At 65.0% G+C, this 13912-nt stretch carries 13 protein-coding genes; 1 reads left to right on the forward strand and 12 read right to left on the reverse strand.

Going from position 1 to position 13912, the window contains the following annotated elements; genetic code table 11:
• Positions 1-686: 686 nt before the first annotated feature.
• Positions 687-1577 (forward strand): mycofactocin oligosaccharide methyltransferase MftM, encoded by an 891-nt coding sequence (mftM, locus tag A5777_RS11385; RefSeq protein ID WP_231894508.1) that lies wholly within the window; start codon positions 687-689, stop codon positions 1575-1577.
• A gap of 70 nt (positions 1578-1647) precedes the next feature.
• Here mftM and A5777_RS11390 read toward each other — a convergent pair whose 3' ends face one another.
• From A5777_RS11390 to murA, 12 genes are all read right to left on the reverse strand, one after another.
• Complete coding sequence (locus A5777_RS11390; protein ID WP_005205696.1) at positions 1648-2307, reverse strand: MadR family response regulator transcription factor; 660 nt, start codon at positions 2305-2307, stop codon at positions 1648-1650.
• Positions 2304-3683 carry a MadS family sensor histidine kinase gene (locus A5777_RS11395; RefSeq protein ID WP_064862746.1) on the reverse strand — a complete coding sequence of 460 codons (1380 nt, stop codon included), beginning with the start codon at positions 3681-3683 and terminating at the stop codon, positions 2304-2306. Before A5777_RS11395 ends, A5777_RS11390 begins: the two co-directional genes overlap by 4 nt.
• A 95-nt stretch (positions 3684-3778) precedes the next feature.
• Entirely contained in the window at positions 3779-4966 is a 1188-nt protein-coding gene (locus A5777_RS11400; protein ID WP_064862747.1) for an iron-containing alcohol dehydrogenase, read from the reverse strand.
• An 89-nt stretch (positions 4967-5055) separates the two neighbouring features.
• A complete protein-coding gene (locus A5777_RS11405; RefSeq protein ID WP_005205703.1) occupies positions 5056-6582 on the reverse strand; it encodes a VWA domain-containing protein in 1527 nt (508 codons plus the stop codon).
• 15 nt (positions 6583-6597) lie between these two features.
• On the reverse strand, positions 6598-7866 hold the full coding sequence (locus A5777_RS11410) for an AAA family ATPase (RefSeq protein ID WP_005205705.1): 1269 nt from the start codon (positions 7864-7866) through the stop codon (positions 6598-6600).
• A 154-nt stretch (positions 7867-8020) separates the two neighbouring features.
• The gene (gene mdo, locus A5777_RS11415; protein ID WP_005205706.1) at positions 8021-9313 is read right to left on the reverse strand and encodes an NDMA-dependent methanol dehydrogenase; all 1293 of its coding nucleotides are present in this window, start codon (positions 9311-9313) and stop codon (positions 8021-8023) included.
• A 179-nt stretch (positions 9314-9492) separates the two neighbouring features.
• Positions 9493-10251, reverse strand: a complete 759-nt coding sequence (locus tag A5777_RS11420; RefSeq protein WP_005205707.1) for an energy-coupling factor ABC transporter ATP-binding protein — start codon at positions 10249-10251, stop codon at positions 9493-9495.
• Positions 10248-11024, reverse strand: coding sequence for a cobalt ECF transporter T component CbiQ (cbiQ, locus tag A5777_RS11425; protein WP_005205708.1), 777 nt, complete (start codon positions 11022-11024; stop codon positions 10248-10250). The genes A5777_RS11420 and cbiQ overlap by 4 nt, the downstream gene beginning before the upstream one ends.
• A 2-nt stretch (positions 11025-11026) precedes the next feature.
• Positions 11027-11422: a PDGLE domain-containing protein gene (locus A5777_RS11430; protein ID WP_005205710.1), complete on the reverse strand. Its 396-nt coding sequence runs from the start codon at positions 11420-11422 to the stop codon at positions 11027-11029.
• Positions 11419-12129 (reverse strand): energy-coupling factor ABC transporter permease, encoded by a 711-nt coding sequence (locus A5777_RS11435; RefSeq protein WP_005205712.1) that lies wholly within the window; start codon positions 12127-12129, stop codon positions 11419-11421. The genes A5777_RS11430 and A5777_RS11435 overlap by 4 nt, the downstream gene beginning before the upstream one ends.
• Before the next feature lie 202 nt (positions 12130-12331).
• Positions 12332-12640, reverse strand: a complete 309-nt coding sequence (locus A5777_RS11440) for an ArsR/SmtB family transcription factor (protein ID WP_005205714.1) — start codon at positions 12638-12640, stop codon at positions 12332-12334.
• A gap of 4 nt (positions 12641-12644) precedes the next feature.
• Positions 12645-13901 (reverse strand): UDP-N-acetylglucosamine 1-carboxyvinyltransferase, encoded by a 1257-nt coding sequence (gene murA / locus A5777_RS11445; protein WP_039855512.1) that lies wholly within the window; start codon positions 13899-13901, stop codon positions 12645-12647.
• Positions 13902-13912 lie beyond the last annotated feature (11 nt).

A 13912-nucleotide genomic window follows, 5' to 3' on the forward strand; every position in this document is an offset into this window, starting at 1 on the left:
TCCAAAAACTTGGACACACGATGCCAAAATATGGCATCAAACAATTCAACACACACTATCGAGTTCTCAAAGAACGCACACCCACTGGCGCTACCCCTGAAAAGGGCTTGACCAGCAAGCTTGTTCCGTTTGGAGGATGTTGACCCCGTCTCCGGAGCAACTCTTCCAGCCTACCAGACGCTCTCGGCGATCCGCAACTCCGTGTTGTTTCTCGTTCGGGAGTCATCTGGTTCCCGTGATCTCGTTCCGGGCGCACGAGGCACCCGGTGTGATTTCTCGGGGGTTGGTCTGCGCTGAACCCGGTTTCCCTTCCCCGTGACTTTTCCTCTCAGGAGGCCGTCCGGGGCGGCGCCGTGGCGCGCTGACTCGAAGAAAGTTACGCAATGCGTCGGCGAGGGTCAAATCGCCTGGTCAGCACGTGCGCCCACGCACGTTTCCGCAGGTCACGAGCGGTCAGGCCGCGCCCCGCAGCGTCGAATTCACGCCTGAGCCCCCAAAATCGGTGAATGTGATCTGCGTCATTCTGCGCTGGCCAGCTGTCTTTCGGCGTCCCAGTGGACCTTGCGCGAGGCGTCTACCAGCGAGTTCATCGACACGCATCCGAGTCGGAAACCCATACTTTCGGTCAGTGACCTCGCCTGACAGGTCAGTTACGCGTGCGCGGGTCGGCTCCTACCGTTCGAGGTATGACCATGGCCCCAGAGATCAGGAGCGCAGACACCAGGAGCGCGGGCACACCTACGACCAGCACCATCACTGTGCGTCGGGCCGAGCCGGCTACCGGGGTTCTCGCTGCCGAGGGCTTCCGACGATGCGGTTCGCTGTGGTGGCGTCGGACTACTGCGCAGGACGGAACCACGTTGGTCGACATCCGCCATCCGTTCACCAGCGATCTGATCTCCGACGATGTCATGGTGACGGCCCTGATCTGCCTCGTCGAAGACGGCGCGCTCGCCGGCCAGTGGGAGTTCGAGGAGGCCGCGGTCGGACTGATTCGGTCGTCTGCCGCCTCCGACGGCGTCGCGTGGGCGTCGTTCTATGACAACTCGCTGCGAGATCTCGTCACCGGTATCGCCTCCTTCAGCGCCGTCCATCGTCGAGCTCGCAGCCTGGTGTCGGGTTCGACCGTGCTCGAGGTCGGCTGCTGCTTCGGGTTCCTCGCACTGCAGTGCGCCGAAAGTGGACTCGAGGTCAGCGCGTGCGACATCTCGTCTGGTGCGATCAACCTCCTGCGGGCGGCCGCCACGCGACGTCGAACCGTTGTCGACGCGATTGTTGCGAACGCGACCGATCTCCCCTTCGCCGACGATTCGGTCGACACCGTCACCCTCATTCACCTGCTCGAACATTTGTCACGTGACGAAAGACAGCGAGCGCTTGCAGAAGCTCTGCGGGTCGCCCGTAGACGCGTGATTGTCGCCGTCCCCTACGAAGACGAGCCGAGTCCACACTTCGGGCACCTCAGCTGCCTGCGTGAATGCGACCTCGTCGACTGGGCGGGACACGTCGATCATGCGGGCGCGGAGATACTCGACGACCACGGCGGGTGGTTGATCCTCACACCTCGAGCCAGCTAGAGCCGACAGCGCCATTAGCGGCTAGAGCCGACAGCGCCATTAGCGGGCGGACGCCGACTCAGGCCCCAACTCAAATGAGGCCCCGCTTGCTGGCGATGTAGACCGCGTCGGTGCGTTTGGTGACCCCGAGTTTGCGAATGATGTTGCGAATGTGGAACTTCACCGTCGATTCCGAGATGAACAGCGTCTCGCCGATCCGCTTGTTGCTCAGTCCGTCCGCCAGTAGCCGGAGCACCTCGCGCTCGCGCTCGGTCAGTGCCTCGGGACTCTCTCCGCCGCCCGATACCGTCCGCAGCACGATTGCCGCGCTTCGCGGATCGAATGCGCTGCCACCACCCGAAACGGCCTGGATCGCCCGCACGAGTTCGGTCGTATCGACATCCTTGACCACGTATCCACGTGCCCCGGCCTTCACCGCACGCACGACGAGGTCGTCATCGAGGAACGTGGTGAGCACCAGACTGGCCACATCACTGTGCCGCTGCGCGATCTCGGTGATGAGTCGCAGCCCCTCGTACTCGGTGCCTGCCGTCAGCTTGAGATCGACGACAACCACATCCGGGCGGCACCGTGCGACTTCTGCGAGCGCGTGGTCGAACGAACCAGCTTCTCCGACAACGGATATCGTGTCCTCACGCTCAAGCAGTGAGCGTATGCCCGCCCGTAGCAGCGCATGGTCGTCGACCAGCATGGCCCGAATCGAGCCGGTACTGACCTCGGTGGAATTCATCGCACAACCTCCTCGTGTCGAGACCCTGACCCGCTCCGCGTGTGACCCGTCGACGCCGACGCGACGTCGGGCAATGTGGCTGCAATGCGTATCCCACCGAGTCGCGAACGACGGACACGGACCTCGCCACCCAACTGATCCGCACGCGCGGCCATGTTGGCCAGCCCTCGGTGCCTGCCGGCGAGGTCGCCGAGCATCGCCGCGCGCATCACTCGCCGAAGATGCCCTGGGTCTCCCCCGCCGTCGTCGTCGACAGCCAGGCCGACGTGGTCGTCGGCGTAGGTGAGGACCACGCGCGCAGTCTGTGCCCCGGCGTGCACCGCGGTGTTGAACAGCGCCTCGCCCGCGATCCGCAGTACCGCGTGTTGCACGTCATCTGGGACATCACGCGGGCGTCCGACGACGCGGACGTCGGTGTCGAGATCGGCGGGCATGTGCATCGAACACAGTTCGTCGAGCACCTCGCCGAGACTCAGCCCCTCGACCGACGGCGACTGATTGAGCGCGTAGATGACCGACCGCAACTGTTCGACGGCATCGCGCGTCAATTTCCCCGCGACCTCGAGGCGCGCGGCCGTAGCGGCGTCGGACTCGATCCGACACACCTCGATCTGAACGCCTGCCGACAGCACCGACTGCGTGACGGAGTCGTGGAGTTCGCGGGCGATGCGCTCGCGTTCCTCGGTGACCAGACGCTGGCGCATCACGGCGGACAATTCTCGTTGTGTCCGTTGAAGTTCCGCGTTTCGGACGGCGAGGTCAGTCGCCTGCTCACGCGCCTTGGCGTAGGCATCCTCGGCACGCGCGAGCTGATGCCGGCTCTCCTCGAGTAGCGAGGCATTCAGGAGGGCGACCATCGCCTGTCTGGCGAGAATGCGCATCACGACGAGGTCGGCGGAGTCGACGACATGATCCGGGGTCCATGCCGAGAGTCCACCGACGACGCGGCCGTCGAGGTGCACAGGGACGTGCAGGTGATGGTCCGCGACAACCGGTCGGCTCAGTTCACTCATCTGACTGCGCAGGATGTCGTTGAGCCTGTTGAGCACCTCATCGGGAAGGTGACTCGGAGTGCGCGCGGCCTGCACACCTTCGAAGGCGTAGATGGTTCCGTCACCGCTCATCATCAGATGCCGCGGCCCGGTGCGGTCGAGTTCACCGTCGCTGAGCGCGAAAACCACCCAGTCGGCGTCGAGGTGCTCGCGCACCGCGCGAACCACCGAGAGAACAAGGTTCTCGGGCCCTTCGGCGGTTTGGACGAGTGCTCGCGAGATGCGGTCGAGCGCGCCGACCACGCGCGTGAGTCGCTGCTCGACGCCCCGATACTGCGCATAGTGCGAACCCTTGACCGAATGCAGCCCGACCAGCGAGTCCAGTTCGGGCCCGTACTGGCCAGACCCGTCAACTCCAGACCCACCGGCCCCTGATCCTTCAACGCCGGGCCCGTACCCCTCGGGCTGGGCGCCGGTGGTCACAGTGCCTCGCGATAGATACGCGCGACGTCGTCTGCGGTCGGTTTGCGCGGGTTGGTCGTCATACAGGCGTCGAGCAGCGCGTTCGCCGTGAGCACCGCGACGTGTTCGTCGCGCACGCCGAGCGATCTGAGGTCGCCGGGCAGTCCGACCCTGCGCGACAACGACGCGACCTCGTCGGCGAGTCGCTCAGCGACGGCACGGGGCGAGCCGCCCCGGACACCCACCGCGTCGGCGAGTTCGACGTAGGGCGTCGGGTCGATCTCCGCGTTGAACCGGATGACATGCGGTAGGAGCACCGCATTGATCGCGCCGTGCGCGGCGTCGCACAGTCCCCCGACGGGGTGGCTCATGGCGTGGGTGGCCCCGAGAATCGCGTTGGTGAACGCCATGCCCGCCTCGAGCGCCGCATACGCCATGTCGGTTCCGCTGTCGGGATCGGACGGATCGTCGACAAACCTCTCGATGCTGCGCCACGCGGTGCCGATCGAGCTCAGTGCCGCGCGATCGCTGAGCCGATTGTGCGCAAGCGATGCGTATGCCTCGAGGCAGTGGGTGATGGCGTCCATGCCCGACTGCGCGGCAACATCTGCGGGTAGCGAGGCAAACGTGCGTGGGTCGACCACAGAGACGTCGGGCACCAAGCCGCGACCGATGATGGTCACCTTGGTCATGCGGTCGACGTCGTTGACGATGCAGAACTGCGAGACGTCCGAACCGCTTCCCGCCGTGGTCGGTGCGGCGATCAACGGGGGCAGCGGCCGACGGGCGCGATCGATCCCCTCGTACTCGAGGATGTGTCCGCCGTTCGCGGCCAGAATCGCGATCCCCTTGGCTGCGTCGATCACCGACCCACCGCCGAGAGCGACGATGCCGTCGGCACCGCTCTCCTCGTACCTCGCGAAGCCCGCGACGATCTCGGGAGCGCGCGGATTCGCCGATACGTCGGTGAATGACGACACCGACAGTCGCTCGGAGTGAAGTGCTTGTGCCAGTTGGGGATACCACGGAGTTGCCACCAGTCCGCGGTCGGAGACGATCAGCAGGCGACGCATACCGAGGCCCGCGGCCGCGCGCGGCACCTCGGCGAGCGACCCCGGCCCGATGATGATCTCCGGTGTGTGGAACTTGGCGATGTGCACGCCTCCGCCGCGCGCCGCCCGCGTATCCCGAACAGTGCTGGGCACGCGGGTGTCGACGACATCAGTCCCCACGCAAGTCACCTGCCCATCGCACCGATCACCTTCGGCGTGAATCCTACGCGCGATGTCATCGCTCACGCGCCCGAAGCCGCAACCGAGACCTGCTCCAATTCGGCAAGATCATGCACGACGTTCACGCGATCACAGAAGGACGCATATGCGGGGAGGTCGCACGAGCCCAGACCCCACGAATAGGTCGGCTCCGGCGTCAGCCATATGGTCTCGCGCGCGCGCCGCGTAATCTCTTCGAACGCAGCGAGGTTGGGATCCCTGCCGTTGTTGCGGCCGTCGCCGAGCACGATGACCGTCGTGCGCCTCGTGATGGCTCCGCCATATTCGTCGAGGAAGGTCTGCAGCGCGTTGCCGTAGTCGGAGTCGGCATCGACATCGAGAACCCCACCAGCCGGTAGCCCGGACACGACGAGCGACAGTGCCTCCTCGGCCGGGTGCTCAGCGAACAGATCGCTGATCTCGACGAGGTCGGATACGAAGGCGAACGATCTGACGTGCGCGACCATGCTCTGCAGTCCATGTACGAGTTGCAAGGTGAACCTCGTTGTCGCCCGCACCGACAGCGAGACGTCAGCAAGGATCAGAAGACTCGGCCGGTCCTCGACCTTCGCGACTGTGATCGGGCGGAAAGGAACGCCGTCGAATCGGAGGTTCGCCCGCATCGTGCGCGCCGCATCGACGGTGCCTCGCGAGGCCACCTTGCGACGCGACCGTGGAGCTCCGTGCAGGCTGCGGATCAACCGTCGAACCGAGTCTTCGAGGCTGGCACGCTCTTGTTCGCCGATGACGTCGCGCACGCTCGCCTTGATCTCGCGGTCCTCGAGCTCGTGGTCGGTGGCCATCAGCTGCTCGAGGTGGTCACGCAGTTTCTCCGGCAACCCGTCGAGCATTCCAGCCAATGCGCTACGCAGCGCCGCGAGTTCTTCGGGATCGGGTTGCGCTCCGTCGAGTCCATCGGTGTCATCGATCCAATCGAGTAGAGCCATCTCCTGCGCAACGGACAACTCGGCGTCGAGTTGTGTCGTGTTGCCGCTCACCAACTCTCCCGGCCTGCCTGGGTTGTGCAGTCGAGACACATTGAGCTGAACCCGCGCAGCCTGCTCGGAGTTGGGAACCGAATCGGCCGACAGGACGATCTCGTCGGTCAACGAGGCCATGTCGAGTTTGTTGGACTCCTGGTGGAGGTTGTATTGCTCTGCGAGGTCTTCCGGATCGAAGTACTGCCGGATATTCGACGGCGGACCGTGGCTGTGCCCCTGCGCGGGGGTCTTGCTGACCTCGTCCGACAGCGTGTACTCGTCGAGCTCGCCCTCATCGGACAGGTCGTCGTGGCTGTGCGAGTGCCCTTGATCCCCATCGTTGTCCACAACCGGGCGCAGCGCGAAGAACCTGTCGAAGACCCGGCCGAATGTCTCCTCATCTCGACGATCCTTGATCAGACATGCCTGCAACGCCGAGCGAAGCAGTTCCCGATCGGCGAGGATCTCAGCCGTCGCCACGGCGGCCATCGCGTCCATCGCCTCCGACACACCGATGCGTACGCCGTGCAACCGCAGCAGCCGAATGAAGCGGTGTACAGCCCCTTCCATGAGCGCGCGCCCCCGCTAGACCGGCCGCTTGCGCGCGCCGCGAGCGTTGAACGACCTGCTGCCCTGCGAGGCGCTGATTGCCCTGGTTCCGGCGTCGCTCTTGGCCCCTGGCGATCCGTAGTACTCGTCGCTGTGGCGGCCGGGCTCGTCCTTGGCCGCGCGCCGTGCCTTGCCGGAGTGGTCCGCCGAACCCTTGTCGTCGTGTGAATGATCGTGGTCGCCGTGGTCGTGATCATGCGAGTGCCCCGGACCGTGCGAATGTCCGTGTCCATGACCGTGCGAGTGAAGGTGATCGGGCACCTGAGCATTCGGATCGACAAGGCGCGGCAGTGCATCGAGCGCACGGGTGAGATCCCTGTCGTATTTCACGACTACATTGGCCGTCTGCGACAAAACATCCGCGCTCAGCTCGTCTGCGCCGAGGACGGCGAGGGTGCGCGCCCAGTCGATGGTCTCGGAGATACTCGGGGCTTTTCGTAGGTCGAGATCGCGCAGACCACGGACGATCTCGACGAGCTTGGAGGCGAGGACGTCAGCGAGCCCGGTGTCCTTGGACCTGATGATGTCGAGTTCGCGTGCGGCATCGGGGTAGTCGAGCGAAAGGTGCAGGCAGCGACGTTTCAGAGCTGCGGACAGATCGCGTGTGTTGTTGGAGGTCAAGATGATCATCGGTTGGTGGTTGGCGACGAATGTGCCGATTTCTGGCACCGACACCTGATACTCGGCGAGAAGCTCGAGGAGCACAGCCTCGAGCGCCTCGTCGGCGCGGTCGACCTCGTCGATCAGCAGCACGACGGGCTTCTCGGATCGCACCGCCTCCAGCAGCGGGCGGGGGGCGAGGAATCGCTCGGAGAAGAAGACGCTTTCCTCGGCGCCGATCCGGTCGACGGCCTCCGACAACGACGCGGCGTCGGCGACCACCTGACTGATCTTCTCCCGCAGCACCTGCGTGTAGAGCAGTTGCTTGCCGTAGTCCCACTCGTAGAGCGCTGTGGTCTCGTCCTGGCCCTCGTAACACTGCAGCCGCAACAGTTCTCGTCCTGTGACGTCCGCGAGAGTCTTGGCGAGCTGCGTCTTCCCCACTCCCGCAGGCCCTTCGAGCAGCACGGGTTTGCCCAGTCTGCTCTGCAGGAAAACCGTCGTCGCCAGGCGTTGGTCGGCAAGGTAGCCCGCGTCAGCGAATCGGTTCACTACATCGTCGACGTCGGCGAAGTAAGAGGGGTCAGCGGTGCTGTCGGCTCCGGCTGCGGTGGTGTCATCGGGCGCGGCGGTCTGCACTGACATCGGCGTCTCCTGTGCTGTGCGGATCTCAAGTCGATCGGGGTGTGCGGTGTGGGGCGGGAAGGTTGGATCCGGATGACGGATTCCGTTTTGGGGTACCGGAATCCGTCATCCGGGGCCGTGCCCGCACGGCATGACCGTGCGGAGGACTCGTGACCTACGGCAGCAGTTCGTCGAGGTCGCCGTTGACGCAATGCTCAACGACAGGACGAACCGTCTCGAAGGTGCATTCCTTGGGGTTGCCAGGCGTGCATGCGTCACCGAGGACGTGGTTGGTCAGCGCGTCGATGGTCGCGGCATCGGTGGTGATGTCAGGACGACCCTGGTAGAACTTGGTCGGCCCCTGGCCGAGGCGGTTCTTGGGGTAGGTGTCCTGCTTGACGTCGGCGAACTTCTCGACGATGCCCACGTCACGGAGCAGGCGAATCGCGGCGCCGAGAGCGGCATCGGCAGCCTGCACCTTGGTCATGCCGTGGGTATCGACACCCATCGCCTCAGCCATGTCGGCGTAGCGCTCGTACATCGCCGGCATGTTGAACGCCCAGACGCGGGGCAGGGCGATGGCGTTGTTCAGACCGTGGTGGGTGTCGAAGAAGGCCGACACCGCGTGACTGATCGAGTGGATGATGCCGAGGCCGCCGGAATTGAACGCCTGTGCAGCGATGTACTGCGCGTACATCATTCCCTCGCGACCCTTGAGGTCAACACCGTTCCACGTGGCCTCGCGCAGGTTCTCGGCCGTCATCTTCACCGCGTAGAGGGCGTTGCCCATCGACGGCGGGAAGTTGAGCCGCGAGACGTACGGCTCGGAAGCGTGTGCGAGCACGTCGAAACCACACTGTGCGGTGAAGGCGACCGGGCAATCGTAGTAGAGGACCGGATCGTCGATGGCTAGTGTCGTGACAGCCGCGTCATCGAACGCAACGTACTTATGCGGCTTGTCGGGATCTGTCGTGGTGTCGGTGATGACGTATGCCCACGAAGTCTCCGAACCCGTTCCGGCAGTCGTGGATACGGCGATGTGCGGCGGATTCTTGGGATTCTCGCTCTTGTTGAAACCCTCGAACTCGTTGACATTTCGTCCATCATGGGCGACGGAGATACGGGCACCCTTACAGGCATCGTGCGCGGAGCCGCCACCGATCGAGATGAACGAATCGCACTGCTCGGAGTTGTAGAGCGACACCGCGTCCATGACGTTGTAGTCCTTGGGGTTGGACTCGACCTTGTCGTAGAGCACAACCTCGAGTCCGTGGTACTTGCACGACTCGACGATCTTGTGGACCGTGTCGCTGCCACGCAGGCCGGTCGTCATGATGAGCGTCTTCTTGAAGCCGAGCTTGAGCGCCTCCGGCCCGATCATCTCGTGCGCGCCGGGACCCATCATGGCGCGCGGGAACGGATGAAATTCCTTGATGGGGAACGGCTTGAGTAGTTCGTCTACCTGCATTTCTGACCTGACCTTCTCGATGCTGCCGACACACGTGGCGTCGGGAGTGGGTGAGCGATCGAGACGTTACGCGCGTCACACCCGGCCTCAGAAGTGCTTTGCGACCGAACCGTCCGATACTGCCGCCAGTACTGACCCCCGGCCGGGTCGGCACCTGACCTTCCGGACAGGTACCCACCTCAGCGTTGACCGGCCCTCGCGCGCCGCAACGTCTCCGCGTCGAAACCCCACGGCAGTTCGAGCCGATGCGCGGCCAACAGTGTGGTGTCGGCAAGGATCGCGTCGACGGAATCGTCGGCGACGACGCGCCCGTCGTCGACGATCACCGCTCGGTCGCACAACTGTGCCGCATACGGCAGGTCGTGGGTGACGACGAGCATCGTCGTGTCGAGCGTGAGCAGGGTGTCCGCGAGTTCACGCCGTGCCACCGGGTCGAGGTTCGCCGAGGGCTCGTCGAGCACCAAGATGTCTGGGCGACAAGCCAATACGGTCGCGAGGGCGCCTCGTCGACGCTGTCCGCCCGACAGGTGGTGGGGACTGGCGTCCGCGTGCCGCGTCATCGACACCGCCTCGAGCGCCTCGGCGACCCGCCGCGCGAGTTCGGGTCCTTCGACGCCGAAGTTCGCGGGACCGAAGGCGACGTCCTCGGCGAGCGTCGGCATGAACAGTTGATCGTCGGGGTCCTGGAACACCAGACCGACGCGCCGTCGCACCTCGCGCAGCGTCGACTTCCCCACCGGTGAGCCATAGATCGACACCGAACCCGACGTCGGCAGGAGCACGCCGTTGAGCGCAAGCATCAGGGTGGTCTTTCCCGCTCCGTTGGGGCCGAGAACTGCCACCCGCTCGCCCTCGGCGACCGACAGGTCGATGCCGTCGAGCGCGAGATGTCCATCGGGATAAGCGAATCGGAGGGCGCGGATGTCGATCGCGTTCATGCCAGACTCCACGCTGTGGCCGCCACCACGACGGCTGCTACCGCGGGAAGCAACACCAGCGTCCACTGCGCAGACGTCGCGCGCGGCGACGTCGCCACGCCGGGCATGTCGGGGATCGCTCCGGTGAACCCCCTCGACATCATCGCGAGGTGTACTCGCTCGCCACGTTCGTAGGAGCGCAGAAATACCGATCCGATGCTCACGGCAACAGCCTTGGCCTGATGCAGTGCGCGCGGAGAATCACCTCGGGCGGTGCGCGCGATCTGCATGCGCTTGACCTCCGCGGACAGCAGATCCACGTACCGCAGCATCATGACGAAGATCGGCGTGATCGTGCGCGGAACCCCGAGCCTGCTCAGCGCGACGGGCAGCTCGCGAGCAGGGGTCGTCGCAGCGAAGGTCAACGACGCCGCGACACCGAGCGTGCCCTTGACGACGATTCCCCAAGCCGCGTAAAGCCCTGCCACGGAAAGGGATACGCCGACGACATCGACGCGACGCCCACCTTCGGCGAACGGCAGAAGCACGGCGAGGACGACAAACGGAACCTCGATCAGCATCCGTGGAAGGATCCACCGGATCGGAACGCGGGCGAGCTGCCACACGACGAGCACGATGGCCGCGAAGCCCAGATAGGGCCAGAACATTTCGCGCGGCGTCGCGACCACGGCGAACACGAACACCACGAGGCAGACCAGTTTGACTTCGGTCGGCGCGCGGTGCACACGCGAGGTGACGTCGCGGTAGAGCGGATGTGCGTGCCCGGCGCCCATCGTCAGTCGTTTGCCTGCGCTGGCGCGACGCTCGTTCGACGGGCGCGGGCGATCAGCCAGAACGCGCCGACCGCCACCGCGAGAGTGACGAGCACCCCGATGATCCCGGCGATGCCGTTGGTGTACTGAGCACCCTTCACCGCATATTCGGCGAGCGGCGACGTCGACATCGCGTGATCGGTGGCGTGCTGTGCGATGCAGGTCCCCTTCAGCTCCTCGACGCCGTTGACCGTGACGGTCTGACAACCCTGCAGAGTGGCCGAATCGAGACCGTCTGGCGAGCTGCTCGCAAAGTAGGACAGCAGTCCCGCGATCAGCAGCGCAACCACGGCGAACAGGATGAGGAAGTGTCGACGCCGCACTCGTGGCGGGCGCGACTCTGACGCGGCGATACTCATGCCGCCACCTCGATTCGCTCGGAGGCATCGCGTTCGCGCCGCAGCAGGTAGACGAGGTCGGGACGCGCTTTGGCGACGGCGACGACAGTCACCGCGGTGATCAGCCCCTCACCGATTCCGATCAGGATATGGGTGCCCCACATGTAGCCCGCGACAGTCGTCAGGGACGTCATCGCGGCACCGCCGATCGCGTACTCGATGACGAATCCTGTTGCAGCGGAGACGGTTCCACACAACGCCGCAATGAACGCGATCGCGCCGAGCCGCGACACCCCGTGGCGTCGGAAACGCAGGAGTCGCGACAACCCGACTGCGACGCCGTACCCGACGAACGTCGAGATCAGGGCCATGTTGGTGATGTTGGCTCCGAGCGCGGTGACGCCGCCGTCGGCGAACAGCAGACACTGCACCACGAGGACGATCGCGATGCACAGTGCACCGGTGTACGGCCCGACCAGAATGGCAGCGAGCGTGCCACCCAGCAGGTGCCCGCTGACGCCGGGCAGGATAGGGAAATTGATCATCTGGACGGCGAAGATGAACGCGGCGACGAGTCCGGCCATCGGTACGGCCTTCTCGTCCAGATCGGTCCGTGCGCGCCACGCACAGAATGCGAGTCCCGCGGCGGCGACGACACCAAACAGAATCGACGTCTGCGCATTGATGATTCCGTCGCTCATGTGCATGGCGACGACGGTGGTGGACATTGAGCGGTGTCCCTTCAACGGGTGAACACGAGTGTGCCGTCAGACCCGTTGGCGTGCAGTCCGAACGAACACGATGCGTCAGACGTTAGGTCCGGCACCGACATCTGTCCACTTATTCAGATGTTGAAGCGGGCAGACTATCCGAACGGTCAGGTGTGACACTGGCCACACGACGCTCCTCGACGACCGACCTGCCTGTTGCCTAGGAGGGCGGGTTGTGGCCAGCACCGATCCAGTGCAGAAGATCGTGGACCGTCTCGTCGTCGAGCCGATAGCTCACCGATCGTCCGACGCGTGTCGACGTGACCCAGCCCTGATGGCGCAGCACGCGCAGCGCCTGCGAGACCGCCGTCTCGGTGCGCCCGACCTCGGTGGCGATGTCGCCGACGATGATGCCCGGATGCCGGTGCAGCAGCAGCAGGATCTCCAGTCGGTGCGGGTCCGACAACAGGTCGAACCTGGTGGACCACTCCGCGATGTCGACGCCGCGAGCGTGCTCAGTGTCGGCCATGTACTTACCCGGTGACGCGTTCGATCTCGCCGCCGAGGCTCCGCAGATTCTCGACGAAGTGCGGATACCCCCGGTCGATGTGCTCGACGTCGTGCACCTCGGTCACCCCGTCTGCGACCAGGCCGGCGAGGACGAGACCTGCACCCGCGCGAATATCCGAACACCACACGGGCGCGCTGGAGAGCCTCTCGATGCCACGAATGACCGCGTGATGGCCGTCCGTACGTGCATCCGCACCGAGGCGAACCATCTCCTCGACGAAGCGGAATCGCGCCTCGAAGACGTTCTCGGTGATCACCGACATCCCCTCGGCGATCGACGCCCAGCCGATCGCCATCGGCTGCAGGTCCGTCGGGAAGCCGGGGAACGGCAGCGTCGAGACGTTGACGGCGGTTGGCCTCCGGTCATGGCTGACACGGAACCCATTCGGATGCGTCTCGACGCGGGCCCCGGTGTCGACGAGCTTGTTCAACACCAGCTGCAGGTGGTGGGGATTGACGCCGTTGACCGTGACGTCGCCGCGGGTCATCACCGCGGCGATACCCCACGTCGCGCCGACGATCCTGTCGCCGACCACCCGGTGGGTGGTGGGATGCAGCCGCTCGACGCCGGTGACCGTCAACGTCGACGTCCCCGCGCCCTCGATCCGCGCACCCATCTGTTGCAGCATCACGCACAGATCGACGATCTCGGGCTCACGGGCAGCATTGTCGATGACCGTCTCACCCTCGGCGAGCACCGCGGCCATCAGGATGTTCTCCGTGGCGCCGACCGAAGGGAATTCGAGTGCGATCGGGGCGCCGACGAGCGCGTCGGCCTCGGCGACCACACAGCCGTGTTCAATCGAGCTGTGCGCGCCCAGCGCGCGCAACCCCGCCTGATGCATGTCGAGTGGTCGGGAACCGATCGCATCGCCACCGGGGAGAGCGACGACGGCGCGTCGACACCGAGCCATCAACGGTCCCAGCACGCACACCGACGCACGGAACTGCTTCACCGCGTCGAAGTCTGCGTGGTACTTGGGTTCTGCGGGCGCTTCGATCGTGACCGTCTCACCGTCGATCTCAACGACAGCACCAAGACCGCGCAGAACGTCGGCCATGAGCGGGACGTCGGCGATCTCGGGCGAATTGGTCAACGTGGTCGTGCCCTCGGCGAGCAACGACGCAGCCATCAGCTTGAGGACACTGTTCTTGGCCCCACCGACCGACACCTCGCCATGCAGGCGTGCTCCCCCGGACACCAGAAACCGATCACTCACGTGAGATACCT

It is taken from the genome of Gordonia sp. 852002-10350_SCH5691597 (genome assembly GCF_001665715.1).
Classification (GTDB): Bacteria; Actinomycetota; Actinomycetes; order Mycobacteriales; family Mycobacteriaceae; genus Gordonia; species Gordonia sputi.